The organism is Leptospira limi, assembly GCF_026151395.1.
Classification (GTDB): Bacteria; Spirochaetota; Leptospiria; order Leptospirales; family Leptospiraceae; genus Leptospira_A; species Leptospira_A limi.
The window spans coordinates 2,401,012-2,417,544 of record NZ_JAMQPV010000001.1; the positions used below are offsets into that span (position 1 = coordinate 2,401,012).

The 16,533-nt window shown below is 36.0% G+C and carries 14 protein-coding genes; 5 read left to right on the top strand and 9 right to left on the bottom strand.

Annotated elements, in window-relative coordinates; translation table 11 throughout:
* Positions 1-5: 5 nt before the first annotated feature.
* The 6 genes from ND812_RS11120 to ND812_RS11145 are packed head-to-tail and all read right to left on the bottom strand — an operon-like array spanning position 6 to position 8,585.
* The gene (locus ND812_RS11120) at positions 6-1,742 is read right to left on the bottom strand and encodes a sodium:solute symporter family protein (RefSeq protein WP_265375501.1); all 1,737 of its coding nucleotides are present in this window, start codon (positions 1,740-1,742) and stop codon (positions 6-8) included.
* The gene (gene hisF / locus ND812_RS11125) at positions 1,739-2,506 is read right to left on the bottom strand and encodes an imidazole glycerol phosphate synthase subunit HisF (RefSeq protein WP_265375502.1); all 768 of its coding nucleotides are present in this window, start codon (positions 2,504-2,506) and stop codon (positions 1,739-1,741) included. Before hisF ends, ND812_RS11120 begins: the two co-directional genes overlap by 4 nt.
* 1 nt (position 2,507) lies before the next feature.
* Positions 2,508-3,974: an Asp-tRNA(Asn)/Glu-tRNA(Gln) amidotransferase subunit GatA gene (gene gatA / locus ND812_RS11130; RefSeq protein ID WP_265375503.1), complete on the bottom strand. Its 1,467-nt coding sequence runs from the start codon at positions 3,972-3,974 to the stop codon at positions 2,508-2,510.
* On the bottom strand, positions 3,971-4,255 hold the full coding sequence (gatC, locus tag ND812_RS11135) for an Asp-tRNA(Asn)/Glu-tRNA(Gln) amidotransferase subunit GatC (protein WP_100726816.1): 285 nt from the start codon (positions 4,253-4,255) through the stop codon (positions 3,971-3,973). Before gatC ends, gatA begins: the two co-directional genes overlap by 4 nt.
* A 9-nt stretch (positions 4,256-4,264) precedes the next feature.
* Positions 4,265-5,665, bottom strand: a complete 1,401-nt coding sequence (locus tag ND812_RS11140; protein ID WP_265375504.1) for an undecaprenyl-phosphate glucose phosphotransferase — start codon at positions 5,663-5,665, stop codon at positions 4,265-4,267.
* A gap of 13 nt (positions 5,666-5,678) precedes the next feature.
* Positions 5,679-8,585: an LPS-assembly protein LptD gene (locus ND812_RS11145; RefSeq protein ID WP_265375505.1), complete on the bottom strand. Its 2,907-nt coding sequence runs from the start codon at positions 8,583-8,585 to the stop codon at positions 5,679-5,681.
* Positions 8,586-8,809: 224 nt separating this feature from the next.
* Between ND812_RS11145 and ND812_RS11150 the strand changes: the two genes are divergently transcribed.
* Positions 8,810-9,163: a hypothetical protein gene (locus tag ND812_RS11150; RefSeq protein WP_265375506.1), complete on the top strand. Its 354-nt coding sequence runs from the start codon at positions 8,810-8,812 to the stop codon at positions 9,161-9,163.
* 10 nt (positions 9,164-9,173) lie between these two features.
* Here the strand turns inward: ND812_RS11150 and ND812_RS11155 are convergent, their stop codons facing one another.
* Positions 9,174-10,265, bottom strand: coding sequence for a response regulator (locus tag ND812_RS11155; protein ID WP_265375507.1), 1,092 nt, complete (start codon positions 10,263-10,265; stop codon positions 9,174-9,176).
* An 80-nt stretch (positions 10,266-10,345) separates the two neighbouring features.
* Between ND812_RS11155 and ND812_RS11160 the strand changes: the two genes are divergently transcribed.
* Positions 10,346-12,340: an ATP-dependent helicase gene (locus tag ND812_RS11160; RefSeq protein ID WP_265375508.1), complete on the top strand. Its 1,995-nt coding sequence runs from the start codon at positions 10,346-10,348 to the stop codon at positions 12,338-12,340.
* A gap of 44 nt (positions 12,341-12,384) precedes the next feature.
* A complete protein-coding gene (locus ND812_RS11165) occupies positions 12,385-12,927 on the top strand; it encodes an MORN repeat-containing protein (RefSeq protein WP_265375509.1) in 543 nt (180 codons plus the stop codon).
* Positions 12,928-12,932: 5 nt separating this feature from the next.
* Here ND812_RS11165 and ND812_RS11170 read toward each other — a convergent pair whose 3' ends face one another.
* Together ND812_RS11170 and ND812_RS11175 are read right to left on the bottom strand one after the other, a co-directional pair.
* On the bottom strand, positions 12,933-13,706 hold the full coding sequence (locus ND812_RS11170) for a M48 family metallopeptidase (RefSeq protein WP_265375510.1): 774 nt from the start codon (positions 13,704-13,706) through the stop codon (positions 12,933-12,935).
* Positions 13,706-15,811: a GGDEF domain-containing phosphodiesterase gene (locus ND812_RS11175; RefSeq protein WP_265375511.1), complete on the bottom strand. Its 2,106-nt coding sequence runs from the start codon at positions 15,809-15,811 to the stop codon at positions 13,706-13,708. Before ND812_RS11175 ends, ND812_RS11170 begins: the two co-directional genes overlap by 1 nt.
* A gap of 104 nt (positions 15,812-15,915) precedes the next feature.
* Between ND812_RS11175 and ND812_RS11180 the strand changes: the two genes are divergently transcribed.
* Both ND812_RS11180 and ND812_RS11185 read left to right on the top strand, forming a co-directional pair.
* Positions 15,916-16,095, top strand: coding sequence for a hypothetical protein (locus tag ND812_RS11180; RefSeq protein WP_108959128.1), 180 nt, complete (start codon positions 15,916-15,918; stop codon positions 16,093-16,095).
* Between the two features lie 110 nt (positions 16,096-16,205).
* Positions 16,206-16,529 carry an STAS domain-containing protein gene (locus ND812_RS11185; RefSeq protein WP_100726824.1) on the top strand — a complete coding sequence of 108 codons (324 nt, stop codon included), beginning with the start codon at positions 16,206-16,208 and terminating at the stop codon, positions 16,527-16,529.
* Positions 16,530-16,533: the final 4 nt, after the last annotated feature.

The window sequence follows — 16,533 nt, forward strand, 5'->3', positions numbered from 1 at the left end:
ATTTTTTACGGTTTGGATTTAGACTGTATCTTTTGAACGGAAAAAATGAGTCCCAAAAGACCAATTAGAAAAAACAGAATTCCAAATCTAATTTCTCCTTCGTTCCAAAATAGACATTGAATCGTGTAGAGTCCTCCAAATATAAAACTCAATCCGAAAATTGTACCCATCAAGGACACAACGATATGGTTCGGATAAACACTTTGTTTGTATTCTGGATTTTCACTGAAAAAACCCCTCCAAAAAAAATGCGGTGGTTTTGTAGTTTCATAAAAAGAATATAAGATATCCTTTTTTGTATTGGGAAGTAAATAAGTGGAAAGTAATAAGATCATCGCTGAACTTATGGAAGTGTATAGGATAGAATAAGGAAATGGAAAATGTAGTAAATGTGAGTAAACAATATATAAAATGGGAGAAAGAATCAGTGCTAAAATTTCAGTCCAAGCTGAAATTCTCCAAAAATACCATCTAACAATTAATACAAATCCAATACCAGAAGATGCTTCTAGTAAAAATACCCAAGCCCCTTTGATGGTATCCATTCCATACACTGCTAGGAAAAATGAAAGTATTGCTGTAAGGAGTTGTATGAGATAAGAAACTTTTACAAAATAAATATCTGATTTTTTTTCCGTCGTGAAAGGTTTCCATAAATCATTGACCAGATAAGATGCCCCCCAATTCAAATGCGTAGCTAAGGTGGATAAATACGCAGCCAAAAAAGCACTGAGCATTAATCCTTTCATTCCATTTGGCATTCCTTCTTGTAATACCATGAGAAATCCCTTACCACTTTCTATCTCAGATAAACTTGTGTATAATACGAGAGATACAAGTGCTACTAAAATCCAAGGCCAAGGTCTAACAAAATAATGAGCAATCACAAACCATAGACTACCCTTAAGCGCTGCAGATTCATTTTTGGTAGCAAGGATTCTCTGTGCTATGTATCCCCCACCTCCAGGTTCAGAGCCTGGATACCAACTTGACCACCAAAGAACCGTTAGAAGGATTAAGAAATGATCCCAAGGAAGTGATCCATTTTCACCATTGGGGAAAAATAGGATTTTGTCCTTGGGTAAATGTGATTTTAAATTTTCTAAACCACCAATCGAAGGAAGTTGGAGAGCAAAATAAGCAAACAGGATACATCCAATCCACGCTAAAAAAAATTGAAAAACATCAATGTAAGAAATTCCGCGTAATCCAGCGATGGCAGTATAAATGACACCGAATAACAATAGAAATATTAATACAAGAGCGGAATTGATACTTGGAAAAAAAACAGGTAAGATTTTTAACATGGCCAGGTTTACCCAACCAAGGATTACCAAATTGAGAAGTAACCCAATGACAAATGCTTTAAATCCTCTTAAAAATTCGGCTTCCTTACCACTATAACGAATTTGAATGAGTTCTAAGTCAGTGCTTGCTCCTGATCGTTTCCAAAGTTTGGAAAAGAAAAATACAGTAACAAACCCACCAACAGCCATATACCACCAAATCCAATTCCCAGAGATACCTTGTGTTCGAATAATCTCTGTTACGGCGAGCGGTGTGTCAGCAGCAAACGTTGTTGCTACCATCGCAGTTCCTGCAACAAACCAATTTAAACTTCCTTCTGCTTGGAAATATTCTTTTGTGGAATTGTTTTTAGCTCGGAAACGATAGAGAATGAGAAATATAATGAGAAAAGGAAAAAAGAAAAAAAGATAATCTAAGACATGAAATGAATTCATAACCTTACTTTGATGCCCATTTCTTTCATTGTCTGTTTTGTTTCTTGGATGGAAAATTCTCCAAAATGAAAAATGGAAGCAGCAAGAACAGCATCAGCACCACCACGTAAAATGACTTCCGCCATGTGTTCAGGATTACCTGCTCCACCTGAAGCAATAATCGGGATGGAGAGATTATTTGTGAATGTTTTCATCAATGTAATATCAAATCCATCTTTGGTGCCATCTTTGTCCATGGAAGTGAGTAAAATTTCCCCAGCACCCATTTCATATGCTTCACGTCCCCAATCTAATGCTTCTCGACCAGTTTCTGCTCTCCCACCATTGAGATACACTTCATATCGTTTTCGTTCTGGATGGAATTTCACATCAATTGCACAAACGATACATTGTGATCCATAAATCTCACTAGCATCTTTTAAAAGTTTTGGGTTTTGAAAGGCACTTGTATTGATCGAAACTTTGTCTGCTCCTTTATTAAGGACTGCTTTGACATCATCAATGGTGCGAATTCCGCCACCAACTGTGAAAGGGATAAATAATTTGTTCGCAACCTCTTCTACTAAATGCAAAAGAATGTCTCGTTTGTCAGAGGAAGCAGTGATGTCTAAAAAACACAATTCATCTGCTTTGTTTTCTTCATATGCAATCGCACACGAAACGGGATCTCCAGCATCAATCAAATTGACAAACTGGACCCCTTTTACCACTCTTCCTCCTTTGATATCCAAACAAGGAATCACTCTTTTGGTTAATTCATCCATTCTATTTGATCTCTTTAGGCAATGTTATCTTACAAAGATCTAATTTGGAGATTGAATTGGCATAACTGAGTAATTTAACTTCATCAAAATGGGACGATGTTAGTTGGATTCCAATTGGAAGACCATTTTGATCCACACCTGCAGGACAACTGATTGCAGGAACCCCTGCTAAATTCACGGAAGTTGTTAGAATATCAGCTTGGTACATTTGAATGGGGTCTTTTGTTTTCTCACCCACTTTGAATGCTGTTGTTGGCGATGTAGGTTGTAAAATGATATCTACTGACTTAAAAAAATCTGCATATTGTTTTCGGATGAGAACCCTTGCTTTTTGAGCCTTACCATAATATGCGTCATAGTATCCAGAACTCAATGAGAATGTTCCGAGTAATATCCTTCGTTTAACTTCTTTTCCAAATCCAGCACTTCTTGATTCGGAATATAAATCATCCAATTTTCCAGAGGTTTCCTTTCGTAATCCATATCGAATTCCATCAAAACGACTTAAATTAGAAGAACATTCGGCAGTTGCGATTAAGTAATATACTGGAATTGCATATTTCAAAAGAGAAAAATCCAAAGCGACTAACTCAGCACCTTTTTCTTCCAAAGATTTTAAAATTTCTAAATACCGTGCATTCACATCTGGTGAAAAATTAAAATCTTCCGTTTTCATGATCCCAATTTTTTTACCTTTCCAATCAATTGTATTCACGGATTTGGAATTAAAATGTTCTACTTTAGCGGTTGTTTGGTCTTTTGTATCAAGTCCGGATAATATTTCTAAAAGGTCACTAATCCCTTCCATGTCATTGGAGAAAGGTCCAATTTGGTCTAAACTGGATGCATAAGCAATAAGTCCATAACGTGATACTCTTCCATAAGTAGGTTTTAAGCCCCAAATTCCACAAAGTGCTGCAGGTTGGCGAATCGATCCACCAGTGTCTGATCCGAGTGAAATAGGTAACATGGAAGCTGCAACTGCCGCCGCCGAACCCCCACTTGATCCACCTGGAATCCGATCTGTATCAAATGGGTTTTTGGAAGTTTGGAATGCACTGTTTTCTGTAGAAGAACCCATTGCAAACTCGTCCATATTGAGTCTTGGAAACAGAACAAAACCTTTTTCTTTTAATTTTGTGATGACAGTTGCATCATAAGGAGATTCAAAATTTTCCAAAATCTTGGAGGAACAAGAAGTGATTTCCCCTCTGATACAGATATTGTCTTTAATTCCAATTGGGATTCCATCAAATTCAGAAAATGGTTTACCAACTTTTCTCCTTTCGTCACTTTCTTTTGCCTGGGTAAGAATTTTGTCCGCATTTAGATTCAAAAATGCTTTTACTTTTGAATCACTAACTTTAATTCTCTCTAAATATGCGGAAACTAACTCTTGTGAGGTTAAACTTCCATCATTTAATTTTTTTTTGATTTCCGAATAAGTAAGAAAAATAATCTCTTTCATGTTTCAATCACCTTAGGTACAACCACATAACCATTTTCGTATGAAGGAGCAATTTTTGATAAATCATCTCGTTTTAGCGAGTTTTCACTTAGATCTTTTCGCAATTCATAGAAAATTTGTTCATAAATCTCATCATCGCCAACTTTTGATGTATCTAGATTTTTGATTTCATCTACATACTGTACAATTCTTGAGAAATCACTGAGCATACCTGCAATTTCACTATCTTCAATGTTGAGTTTTGCTAAATTAGCAATGTTCTTTAATTCTTTTTCATCCATAAGGTTTCCTCAGTATGCATTCCTATCTATAATCGCTTTTAAAGGTGTGAGTAAAATGATTTTTATATCCAAAAGTAAGGACCAGTTTTCGATGTAAAAAATATCGGCTTCGATTCTTTTTTCAATAGAGGTATCCCCTCTAAATCCTTGGACTTGTGCCCAACCAGTGATCCCAGCTTTTGCCGCATGACGCCGCATATATTGATGGTGTTCATTTCTGAATTTTTCCACATAAAAAGGTCTTTCTGGTCTTGGCCCCACAACTGACATATCACCAAGTAACACATTGAAAAATTGTGGTGTTTCATCCAAAGATAATTTACGTAAGATAGATCCAACGGGTGTTACCCTTGGATCATCTTTAACAGTCCATAAAGTATCTGATTTTTCTTTGGCTTGGACAACCATGGAGCGGAATTTAATCATTCCAAAAACTTTATTATCAAGACCAACTCTCTCTTGTTTATAAAAGATAGGACCTTTACTTGTCAATTTTACAAGTAATGCTATTAAAATGTAAAAAGGACTAAACAATAGGATAAAAAATAGCGAAAACAAGATATCAAACGTTCTCTTTAATACTAAATTATATCCTAATCGTAGTGGAATGTTTCGAATGGAAATAATGGGAATCCCATCTAACACTTCCACTCTACCTTTGGCAGTAACTATCTCTTCGTAACTGGGAATTACTTTTAAATCGATTCCATGGAAATCAGCAATGTCTATCACGTCTTTTAAAGAATCCCCTTCTTCATGTGATAGTGCATAAACAATTAAATCAATTTGGTTTTGTTCTACAAAATTCTCTAACTTGCTTGTCGATGTGACAGTTTGAATTTGTTTTGGGGAAAGGTTTTTTTTGCCAGCAACAAATCCTTTGACAGTATATCCATAAATAGAATGTTTTTGTAATGTTTTAGAAAAATTGATGGCTGATTTTCCGGTTCCAATGATGAGAACAGACTTTAAATTATAACCCTTACTCCTTAGATATTGCATGAGTGATCTCAGAACAAAATGAGAAAAGGAAGTGAGGATTACCGTACAAATTGCAAAGTATCCAATCACCAAGCGAGAAAAACTTTCCCCTCGAAAGAAAAACAGTAAGGAAAGTACAACGAGGAGATTAAGGATCACTCCAGAGATAATGGCAAAAAGTTCATCTGAAAAAGATAAACCTCTTCTCGGGTGGTATAAATCGATTGATAAAAAAGAAACAACTTGGGAAAATCCAAGCACAATTCCGAGGATTAAATAATTGACGGGATCAATTGTTTGGATTTGGAAACTAGAATCTGGAGATAAATAATACCTGACAACATACGCTGTTAAGAAACTAGCTAAGCCTATAAAAAAATCAGTAACTAAAAATAGTAATTTGAATGATTGACTTCTTTCTTTTAGCATTTGGTTACCATATTTAATCTGTTAAATCTGTCGAAGTTCCATCTAATGGACGTTTTCTGAATCGATACAATCTTACCCTGGTTGCTTGGGCAGATGATGAATCCCCAAAACTGAAATTTGTTAAATTTACAGATAGATATACGGATTGATCGTAGAAAGTTAATTGGTTATTGAGAGCAAGTCCTCCCGGTAAAGCACGAAGGTTCATACTATATCCCAATCGATACTCCCAATTATGCAGGTCCATTTTAAAAGTCATCATAAACCTGTTGATATTAAAAACAGTTTTTTGTCTTTCCGTCTGTCCTTTAGCCCCTGTTCCCGAAGCCAAATCTTCCCAGATCGTCGTTTGGTCATAATTGGTTCCAGTTTGAGCTGTATACAATTCAGGACTTGTATTTAATGCATAAAACTGTCCTTGTGCAAGTGCTGTTAGGCGCCAAGGCTCAGTTACTCTTGAATCTAATTCCAATTCAAGACCTGTGTAACGAGTTACTTTCATATCTGTTTTGAAAAAGAATCGGTAACTATCCAAAAAACTATCTTTGTAAACATGATACCAAGTTGAACCAATTTCCAAACTACGGAATGCTCGAATGATGGGCCAAGAAAACCCACCCATTTTGTATGAAACAGTTAGGTTATTAGATAGTGATCGATTTTGAGGAGTATGATGAACATAATCATTATTGATAAAAATACCAGAATAAAAGTTTCGCTTTCTTTCTAATAAACTTGGTCTTCTCGTCGTAAAACCATCCACAAAATCAAGAAAACCACCTATCCTAACAACTGTATAATACCATCGTTGCATATTGGTAAGTCCAGGGTTATACGAAGATGAAAATTGACGTAAGTCTCTTATGGTACGAACTGAAATATCCCAATCATTTAAGGCATAACTTTCTAATGAAAATTCTGCTTCATGTTGGCGTAAATTTCCTAAAATTGGATCTTTTGCTTCCGCTTTATCTGCATCTAATCTGCGATAAGTGGTAGATAGAAAAATTTCTGGAATCCCCATTCGAACTGTATGAGATTGTCTTACATATTGATACGATTGTTGTTTGAGTAAAGTTGCGTATGCTTTGTTTACATCGCGGTCTGGTCCATTTAACTCACTGCCGGTTCCTGGAAATTCAACAGATTGTTTTGTTGCCCCCATATAAACGGATGGAGTAAAGGACATGTACGCTCCCATCGCAATGGGAGAACGAAATCCTGTTTCTCCTACCACATTCGTTTGGGACCTTAATACATAATCTTGGTATTGGCTTCTCGGATCCACGACACCGGTTGTAGGATTTAACTTTTGTTGCGGAGGACCATAAATTCGATTGATGTTTGTTTGGAACAATAAATCCCAATAAACAGGACTGGCCGTCCCTGGGATTAATCCAATATTACTGGAATTCCGAATGGTGACGGCTGGTAATGTATCTTGTGCTGCAAAGAATTGATTTGCTTGGATTTGGTAAATGAGTGTTCGACTCATGGAGATACCAACACTCAAATCCCCTCTATTTTCCGTATAATTGAAGTTCCAGTTCAGAAGGTTTCGGATCAGTCCAAAACGTACGTCTCGATATGTATATAATGATTGTAATGAATTAGAAGGTTGGTATCGATTTCCAAATTCATAATCAAACAATCTGTTGCTATAATTTTCATATTGTAATTGAAAGTTTCTAGTGTAATCTTTCGAGAAATCATTAAATTTTGCATTTAATCGTAAGTCAGCTTTCCACCAAGGATCATAATTAACGCCTGTATTACGATAAGGTAGACTGGTATTCGGAAATAATTCTCCTCGATCTACGTTATTAGTTGTCGCAACTGTTCCTATTCCACCATTCTTAAAACGATCTTCATAAACAGGAGTGATAGCTGTGTTTTTATAATTGGCATAACCTAAGTTGATATTATAATTGAGAACGGGGGAAACTTTCCACATTTCTAACTGGGCAGCTTGACCCGTTTTTTCATACATATCAAAACGAAATTTATAACCGTTTGCTAAGAATAAACTATTTGGATAAGAATCTGACCATTGGTATGAGTTTTGCCAAAACCAACCTTGTGTGTTATTTTTACCAAACTGCGTGGTAACACCATTACCGGATTCTGAATTGTACAAAAACGGTAACATAAAAAGAGTTGTACCACCAACTTTATAAGAAACCCATTGCGCAACTACCGTTCGATCATCATGGATGACAATGCGTTTTGCTTGGAATGATTCATGTGGAAGTTCCGCATTACATGCAGTAAAGTATCCCATTTCTAATAGGTAGCGTTTTTCATCCAATCGTTTGATCTTTTGACCAATGAAGTGGGAAGGGAACATACTTAACTTAGAATTGTATACAACACCTTGGTTTAATTTTAGATCGTAAATCATTCGATCTCCAATCACCTTAGCATTTCCGTCTTTGTATTCCACTCCCCCTTCTGCATAAATTTCTTGTCGATTCGCGTCTATGGAAACGGAATCAGCAATCAATTCTCCCGCTTTGATTTTAACGCGCACCTTTCCTCTTAAAACAAGGACTCCACCTTTTGTTTTGTCGATGTTCATGAGTTGGCCTTCCGCAGCATTTTGGATTTGGATGGGTGGGCCTTTTTTCGGTTGAGACGCAAGTAACGATTCAGGAGTCAGTGGAATTTCTTCTGGTGGGACAAGTGCTTCCCGTAAACGTTCCCGTTTGGTATAAATCGTACCTGTTGGATTCAAACCTAAATTTCTTAAGTTGTCTTCGACTTCTCGGTCGGTCATCACATCAACTGATTTGCGAACAATGCCTCGCTGGATTTGTGTTGTTGTCTGTTTTCTTTCTTCTTCTTGTTGGTTTTTCGTTGGTAAAGATTGGTCAGGGAATAGCAGTTTTAAGCCATTTGTATCCTGTGCCAGAATTTCCATTCCGAGAAGAAAACAACAAAATAGTATGAGAAAATGAATGGATTTTTGCACAGCGGGCTTTGGAAGTATAGAACGAGAGTTTTACCCCTATCGAAAAAATCAATGGAAAACCAGGTAGAAATTCGCACCCGAATCTTGTAAAATCTGTGAAAAAGAGGTTGCGTAAGTTTCCGAGGAGTGGACATAATCGAATGGCTCGAGACTTGGGCATAGGTGAGTTTTGAATGGCTAAAACCTACTCTGGAGAACGTATTCCAGGTACCTTACGGTACAACCTCAAAATTAGAGACGGACAAGAAGAACACATTGTCCAAGTTCCGGAACCTACGATCCAAATCCTCACAGACGGTTTTGGTCCAGAAGAAAGTGCCAATCGATTGGCCCTTGCCCTGCTCCTTGACTTTACGAAAAACCCTCAGCTTTCCTTTGCCTTTTACAAAGACTTCAATTTTTTCTTAGCGGGTCTTTTGTCAGAAGACAATTGGTTATTACATTCCAATCGTATTGAATTATTTTTTAAATTGTTAGAAACTCCCCGTTTGGACAAAAAACCAATTCTATCAGGGAATCCTTCTTAAACTCTTTCGTTCAAACAGGTTTTACAATGGGCAAAGTAAACACCCAAGAGGAAGACTCTTCCTCTCTTGTTAAGTTTCCTTTGTGTTCTGCAATGATGCTACGAGTGACATCTAATGAATTCATTTGAGAAATTCCCATCATCAAATCTTCCGAACCATTGTCTTTGATTTGGATTTGGACAAATTCTTTTCCATCATCACCTACAACGGATAATGAAATAGAAATTTTCCTACCAATGGAATCTTCTCTCGTATTCACGCGTAACCTTGCATCTTGGATTAAGTTGAGGAGAACCTGTTTGATTTTTTGGGGTTGGCAATACACATGAGGTACGTCTCCCATTTCCAATTCACATTGGATTCCTTCTTTTAAAAAGTATTGGTGCAGGAAGGAACGTGTATCATTCAAAATGCTTACTAAATTAGAATACGTCCATTGGGAACTGGTTGATTGCGAATAAGAAACTAAGTTCTTCACAATCTTGGCAATTCGTTCTGACTCTTCGGTAATTTTTTCTGCTTTTTCCTTTAAGGGTGAATTGGATGTTTTTTTTGCCTCTAAAAGGATAAGGTCCGCTAAATTGAGAATGGATGTGAGAGGGTTGTTAATTTCATGTGAAATGCCGGAAGCAACAAGTGCTATCGTTTCCCATTTTTGGTTTTCTGCCAATCGACTTTCCACAACTCGGATGTGTTTTTGTACTTGTGATTTGTAAATTGCCATTTCCACAGAAATATATAAATCACGGCTATTAAATGGTTTGATCAAATAACCAAATGGTTCAGTGGTTTTGGCTCGATTGATTGTGGCTTCATCAGAATAAGCAGTGAGGTAAATGACTGGAATTTCTTTACTTCTTTTGATTTTACCTGCTATCTCTATTCCATCCATGGGACCATTCAACATAATGTCCATGAGAACTAGGTCAAAGTGTTCGGATTCAATTTGTTCAATTGCATCATTTGCTTCCGATACATATGTGGCGTTGTAACCGTATTGTTTTAAGGTTGAACAAATATTGATCGCGATGATCCTTTCGTCTTCGACAACAAGGATTTTTTTTACATCAGTTTCTTTTTGATTTTCCACAATAGATGTCATTGTTTTACACAACCAGTCTCCACTATCAAATAGAATAATTTCCGTTTGTCAACAGAATCCAGACAACAAATCTCTGTATTGTGAACCAGGAACTAAATGATGCCCAAAGACAAGTGGTTTTGGCTGAGAAAGGCCCAATTTTAGTGGTTGCTGGGGCGGGGACTGGAAAAACCAATACCCTCGTCCATAAATTGGCCCATTTGGTAAAAAATGGTACAAATCCTGAATCTATCCTTTTGCTTACCTTCACAAGGCGTGCTGCAAAAGAAATGTTGGGTCGTGCTTCTGGTATTTTGGACAACCGTATGATGTCTGTTCGAGGGGGAACCTTTCATTCCTTCTGCCATCATTTTCTACGTAAGTTTGCAAGTGTTATCTCCTTAGATTCAAATTTTACAATATTAGATGAAGAAGACACAATTGGATTTGTCGGTATGGCAAGGGAACAAGTTGTTACAACTGGAACAAAAGTTCGGTTTCCCAAAAAAGAAACACTCGCTGAAATTTTTTCTGCTTGTTTCAATTTGCAAATTTCATTAGAAAAATACCTACAAAAGGAATATCCAATGTTCCTTGGTATCACAAAAGAAATCCAAGAAATCAAAACTAAATTTGCCGATCTCAAAGCCAAACACAACTCACTCGATTTTGACGATTTACTAGAATTCACTCGCAAAATTCTTGTCTCGGATGAAAGAATTCGGCAAAAAATGTCCACTACTTATGATTACATATTAGTTGATGAATACCAAGATACCAATAAAATACAAGCACATATCGCCTGTTTATTGGCAAGTATCCACCAAAACATTTTAGTTGTAGGCGATGATGCACAGTGTATTTACGGTTTTCGAGGAGCAAGTGTTCATAACATGTTGGATTTTCCGAAAATTTTTCCAAATACGCAAATCATCCAACTCACAAAAAACTACCGAAGTGTCCAACCTGTTCTAAACCTTGCGAATGCAGTACTAGAAAAAAGTTCAGAAAATTATAAAAAGAATTTAATTGCATCCACACAGAAACATTCATTTCCACCTTATTTAATAACAGTGGAATCTTTTGAAGAAGAAGCGGAATGGATTGCAGAAAAACTATTAGAACTTTATGAAGAAGGGTTCCCCTTTTCACAAATGGCTGTCTTATTTCGTTCTGGATATTCCTCCCATTTATTAGAAGTGCAATTAAACGCGAAAAAAATCCCCTATCGTAAGTTTGGTGGGAAACGATTTTTGGATTTGGCACATGTAAAAGATGTAATTGCTTATTTAAAGGTTGTTGAGAATCCAAGAGACATTCTTTCATGGAATCGAATATTATTATTAGAAGAACAAATTGGTAAAAAATATTCCCAAATCCTTTATAAACGATTGGAATCGAACCAATTCCAATGGAAAAACGATGCTAATTTTTTCCTTGGTTTACCAGAAAGTACAAAACAATCTTTTTCAAAACTTATGGAATGTTTAGACACACTTTCCCCATTCCAACAATCCACAAACCAAGTTTTAGAATCCATTTTAACTCATTACATACCATTGTTAGAAGCTAACTATGATGATTCGGAAAAAAGAAAACAAGATTTGGATTCTCTGTTACTTTTATCAAAAAACGAAACTAAGTTATCGGATTATCTTTCCAATTTAATTCTGGATCCTTTAGAAGGCAAAGAAATTGGAAACTCTGATGAGTTAAAAGATGAATATTTGACGTTATCTACTATCCACTCTGCAAAAGGATTAGAATGGAAAGTGGTATTTACGATGCAGGTAGTTGAGGGTAATTTACCGAACCATCGTATTCGTACAACGGATGAACTCGAAGAAGAAAGACGATTGTTTTATGTAGCAATTACCAGAGCAAAAGACCTACTTTTTCTAACAAATCCAGCATTTAATGACAAAAATCGTTTTACTTCCGTTAGCCGATTTTTGTCAGATTTGGACAAAGAATCAAAATTATATGAATCTTTAGAACCAAAAAACAAACCAAAATCTGAAAATAACGAAATCGACCAGGAAAACAACCCACCAAGTAACTCCTTTGAAAATATCCAAAATTACTTTTTGAATTGATTTTTCTTCTGCCATCCGGGATCATCTAAGGCATTGGGGGATTTATGAAGAATCACTGGAAAACCATTTTTATAACTTCATTTTTATTATTATTTGTATCATGTGCATCCAATGATCCAAAAGAAACAACTGATTCCAAAAACCAGGATACAAAATCAAACTCACGTAATGTGAATATGGAAGACCCAGAAAAAGGTGGTAAAAAATTTGGATGCATCGAAGGAAATTGTGTCAATGGAGTTGGTAAATATGTTTATGATAATGGAGACATTTATACTGGTTCCTTCAAAAATGATTTAAGAGATGGTGCAGGAAATTTTCTCTATGCTGATGGTGAAAAATTCAATGGGACTTATGTGGAAGATAAAAAACAAGGCCCAGGTGAGTACAATTTCAAAAATGGTGATAAGTATGTTGGTGAATTCCAAAATGGCCAAATCAATGGAAAAGGAACTTATAGTTTCAAAGATGGAAAATCTGTTTCTGGAGATTTTTCCTCCGATGGCCAAGAAGGTATCGGAGTTTTAATCGATGATGGTAAATCTAGAAATTGTAAAATTACAGGAAGGAAGTTACTCTGTGAGTAACTCCTTCACATAACACAATTTGGTTTTTTTCCAGATTGTAGCGCTGATTCAAACAATGCCATTGCCTTCGGCATGGCTTGGTTTAGTTGTTTCATCCTGGTTTCATCCGAGGGATGCGTTGATAAAAGTTCAGTAGGTTTCCCTCCACCTAGTGCACTCATATTTTTCCATAGGTTTACACTTTCTCTTGGATCAAAACCTGCTTTCGCCATAATTTCTAAACCAATTAAATCTGCTTCCGATTCATGTTGTCTTGAAAAAGGTAATAGAACTCCAAATTTTGCACCCATACCCAGTGCTCCTGCCACTGTCGGTTTCCCAAGAGTTTCGAGGAGCTTCACAGAACCGGAAGCCAATTGATTTTGGGAAACTCTTTCATTTCCATGCCTTGCGATGACATGTCCTATTTCGTGTCCAATTACCGCTGCTAGTTGCTCTTTATTCTTTGCAACAGAAAACATTCCAGTAAACACTCCAATTTTTCCACCAGGTAAGGCAAATGCATTGGGCGTATTATCTTTAAACACAATCACCTCCCAAGAATCTACACCTGTAGTATCTGTCGTAACGCCTAACTCAGAATCAACGATACATTTTACATATGAATTGGTATTATTTCTTGTATCAATCGGTGTTTTTGATTTTAAATCATCAAAAGCTTGTGTTCCCATTTCGTTCATTTCGCCATCACTGACCAAAATGATCTGTTTTCTTCCTGTTGGCGATGTACTACAGTGTAATACAAAAAAAATTAAACTTAAAAATTGTAAGTGTTTCATTACTTTTCCTTTTTATAAAATGAATCTAAGAATGGAATGATTTCAGGGAATGGGATTGGTTTGGATAACCAATAACCTTGGATTTCGTCACATTTATATGACTTCAACAACTCCAATTGTTCTAACTCTTCCACACCTTCTGCCACAACTGAATAACCTAAATCATGAGCCATATTGATGATGGAGATCAGTAAAAAACTCTCTTTGGAACCTACGTGGACATTATTTAAAAATGATTTATCAATTTTCAAAATTGATAAAGGGAGTTTTTCTAAATAAGACAAAGAAGAAAAACCAGTTCCAAAATCATCAAGTGCTACCTTGACTCCAATATCAATTAGGTTCGATAAAATTGGGACAGTTTCTGATAAATTTTTCATAGCCAAACTTTCAGTAATTTCGACTTGGAGTGATGTGTATGGAATCTTTCGTTGTTTGTGTAAATCAACAATCCAATGAAAAATATTCTGATCAAAAAACACTTGTGGGCTCAAGTTTACTGCTATTGAGATTGGATGCCCTTTTTTGGTTTGTACTTCCTCAATCACATTAGCAGTTTGTTCTAAAACAAACCGTGTAATGGGTACAATCAAACCTGAATCTTCTGCAAGTGGGATGAATTCGGCAGGCGAAACCATTCCTCTTTGCGGATGACGCCACCTAACGAGTGCTTCCCAATGCCCAATTTTGTTTGTATTTAGATCTAAAATGGGTTGGTAAAAAACAGAAATTTCATTTTGAGTGAGTGCTTTTTTTAAATCATTTTGGATTTCAAGTTGGAAGTGAATTTTTTCCTGCATTGCTTGGTTAAAAACTGCAACCGTACCCACTTTTTGCGATTTTGCATGAAACATTGCGATTTCAGCGTTTCGAAGTAATACATCTGCTTCTTTTCCACCGAGTCCAAATGCTGATATTCCACAAGAAGCGGTTAAATAAATTTCATATCCACTGATTGGAATTGGGTCCCCAATGTATTCAAGTAAACGGTATGCGTAGTCAAATGCTTCTTCAATCGAAAGCAAATGATTGAGTAAAATCGAAAAATTATCAGCGCCTAATCTAGTGATAACTGCTTCTTTGTCAGAAAATTGTTTTAGTCTTTGAGAAAAAATAATTAAAATTTTATCACCAGCTTCATTTCCAAGGGAATGGTTGATGCGTTTGAAATTATCTATATTGATACAAAATAAGATTGGATATCCGTCTTTTTTAAGATTATATGTAAATATCTTTTGTTCAATCCTTGCAAGATACAATGCTCGATTTGGCAATCCTGTAAGATTATCATAAAAAGCATCATGAGTTAGTTGTTCTTCTGCTAATTTCCTATCCGTAATGTCATGATGGATTGCAATGTATTGAAATACAGAACCATCTGTCCCTATGAAAGGGACTATCGTTGTATCAACCCAAAATCCGGTTCCATCTTTTTTAGTATTGAGGATCTCACCACGCCAAACATTACCTTTATGAATGGATTCCCAAATTTTTTCCCATTCATCTTTTGTTTTATTTTGGCTTTTTAAGATTCGATGATTTTGACCAAGTAATTCGGTAACCAAATATCCGCTACATTTAGAGAATGCATCATTCACATAAGTGATGATTCCATTTGCATCAGTGATCGAAACAATATTGGCTTGGTCTAAGGCAAATTTTTGTAGCTGAATTTCTTTTAGAGATTGGAATAAAAAACTTTCAGTTGTATTTTTTTCCTTTCGATAAACCAATTCTCTTCTTTCTCTTTCTAGAACCTCAACTAACCTAAGCAATGTTTTTCGATCAACGATATCATTTACACCGGACTTCATATACTGTAAGTTTTTTTGGAAGTCTTCTGGGTCAGATAAAAGAATGACAGGAATATCGATTTTTTTTTCGTTTAAAAATTTTAGATAAAGCGAAATTTCTAAATAGAAAGGTTTTCGTGTACTACAAATGATCGCATCCCAATCTTCTTCCATCACAGTTGTTTCAAAGGAACCAAAGGATTCGACAACTTTGTAAAGTGGACTTAGTCCATTCGATTTCATTTCACGAACAATATCAAAAACGCTATTGGAATCGTTTTCTAGAATTAAAACACTGATTGGACTTCCCATTATGGTTGTGGTGAGGCGTATCTCCACGTTCAGGATAGGGAAAATTCTAAAAATCTCAACCTAAAAAGATTCGAAATTTCAACGAATTCTCGTCAAATGGCCAAGTGCATCCGAAGGTTTTTGAAACGAGTTACATCCGAAAGGAGTATTTAGAACACGAGTTACGTAAGTTACTGCTAGATATGAATGATTTGGAATACAAAGATTTGAATGACTATGACAAAGGTGGTTATGATGGTTTCAACCAAGCGATCACTTTGGTCTTAAAAAAATTACAAAACTAGGGTTTTTTCTAGTAGGATTGTAACTCGATCTCTGTCGGGAACCAATTCTACAAAAATTCTTTACAAAATTTGTGTAAAAACAGATAGTATACGTGCCAGTAGGAAGTTCAATGAATTTCACAACAAAACAAGTTAAAAATCATACAGTTGTTACTCTAGAGGGTTCCCTCGACATTTATTCTGCACCAGCGCTCAAAAAAGAGCTCCATAAGATCATTGATGATGGAGCAGAATCGGTAGCAATTGACATGATTAATATCAAATTATTAGATTCCTCTGGGATTGCTCTCCTTGCCAATTTACAAAAGAAACTCAAATCTGAAGAAGGGCAATTTTTCCTTCTCAATGTGAGCCAAGATGTGATGGTGATTTTAAAATTATCCAGTTTGGACAAATTTTTTACAATTTTAGGGGGGGAAGCGGAACTACCGTAATCCA

Excerpts from the sequence above, each read along its gene's own strand:
- ND812_RS11120 (WP_265375501.1), bottom strand. The coding sequence starts at position 1,742 with ATGAATTCATTTCATGTCTTAGATTATCTTTTTTTCTTTTTTCCTTTT.
- hisF (WP_265375502.1), bottom strand. The coding sequence starts at position 2,506 with ATGGATGAATTAACCAAAAGAGTGATTCCTTGTTTGGATATCAAAGGA.
- gatA (WP_265375503.1), bottom strand. The coding sequence starts at position 3,974 with ATGAAAGAGATTATTTTTCTTACTTATTCGGAAATCAAAAAAAAATTA.
- gatC (WP_100726816.1), bottom strand. The coding sequence starts at position 4,255 with ATGGATGAAAAAGAATTAAAGAACATTGCTAATTTAGCAAAACTCAAC.
- ND812_RS11140 (WP_265375504.1), bottom strand. The coding sequence starts at position 5,665 with ATGCTAAAAGAAAGAAGTCAATCATTCAAATTACTATTTTTAGTTACT.
- ND812_RS11145 (WP_265375505.1), bottom strand. The coding sequence starts at position 8,585 with ATGGAAATTCTGGCACAGGATACAAATGGCTTAAAACTGCTATTCCCT.
- ND812_RS11150 (WP_265375506.1), top strand. The coding sequence starts at position 8,810 with ATGGCTAAAACCTACTCTGGAGAACGTATTCCAGGTACCTTACGGTAC.
- ND812_RS11155 (WP_265375507.1), bottom strand. The coding sequence starts at position 10,265 with ATGACATCTATTGTGGAAAATCAAAAAGAAACTGATGTAAAAAAAATC.
- ND812_RS11165 (WP_265375509.1), top strand. The coding sequence starts at position 12,385 with ATGAAGAATCACTGGAAAACCATTTTTATAACTTCATTTTTATTATTA.
- ND812_RS11170 (WP_265375510.1), bottom strand. The coding sequence starts at position 13,706 with ATGAAACACTTACAATTTTTAAGTTTAATTTTTTTTGTATTACACTGT.
- ND812_RS11175 (WP_265375511.1), bottom strand. The coding sequence starts at position 15,811 with ATGGGAAGTCCAATCAGTGTTTTAATTCTAGAAAACGATTCCAATAGC.
- ND812_RS11185 (WP_100726824.1), top strand. The coding sequence starts at position 16,206 with ATGAATTTCACAACAAAACAAGTTAAAAATCATACAGTTGTTACTCTA.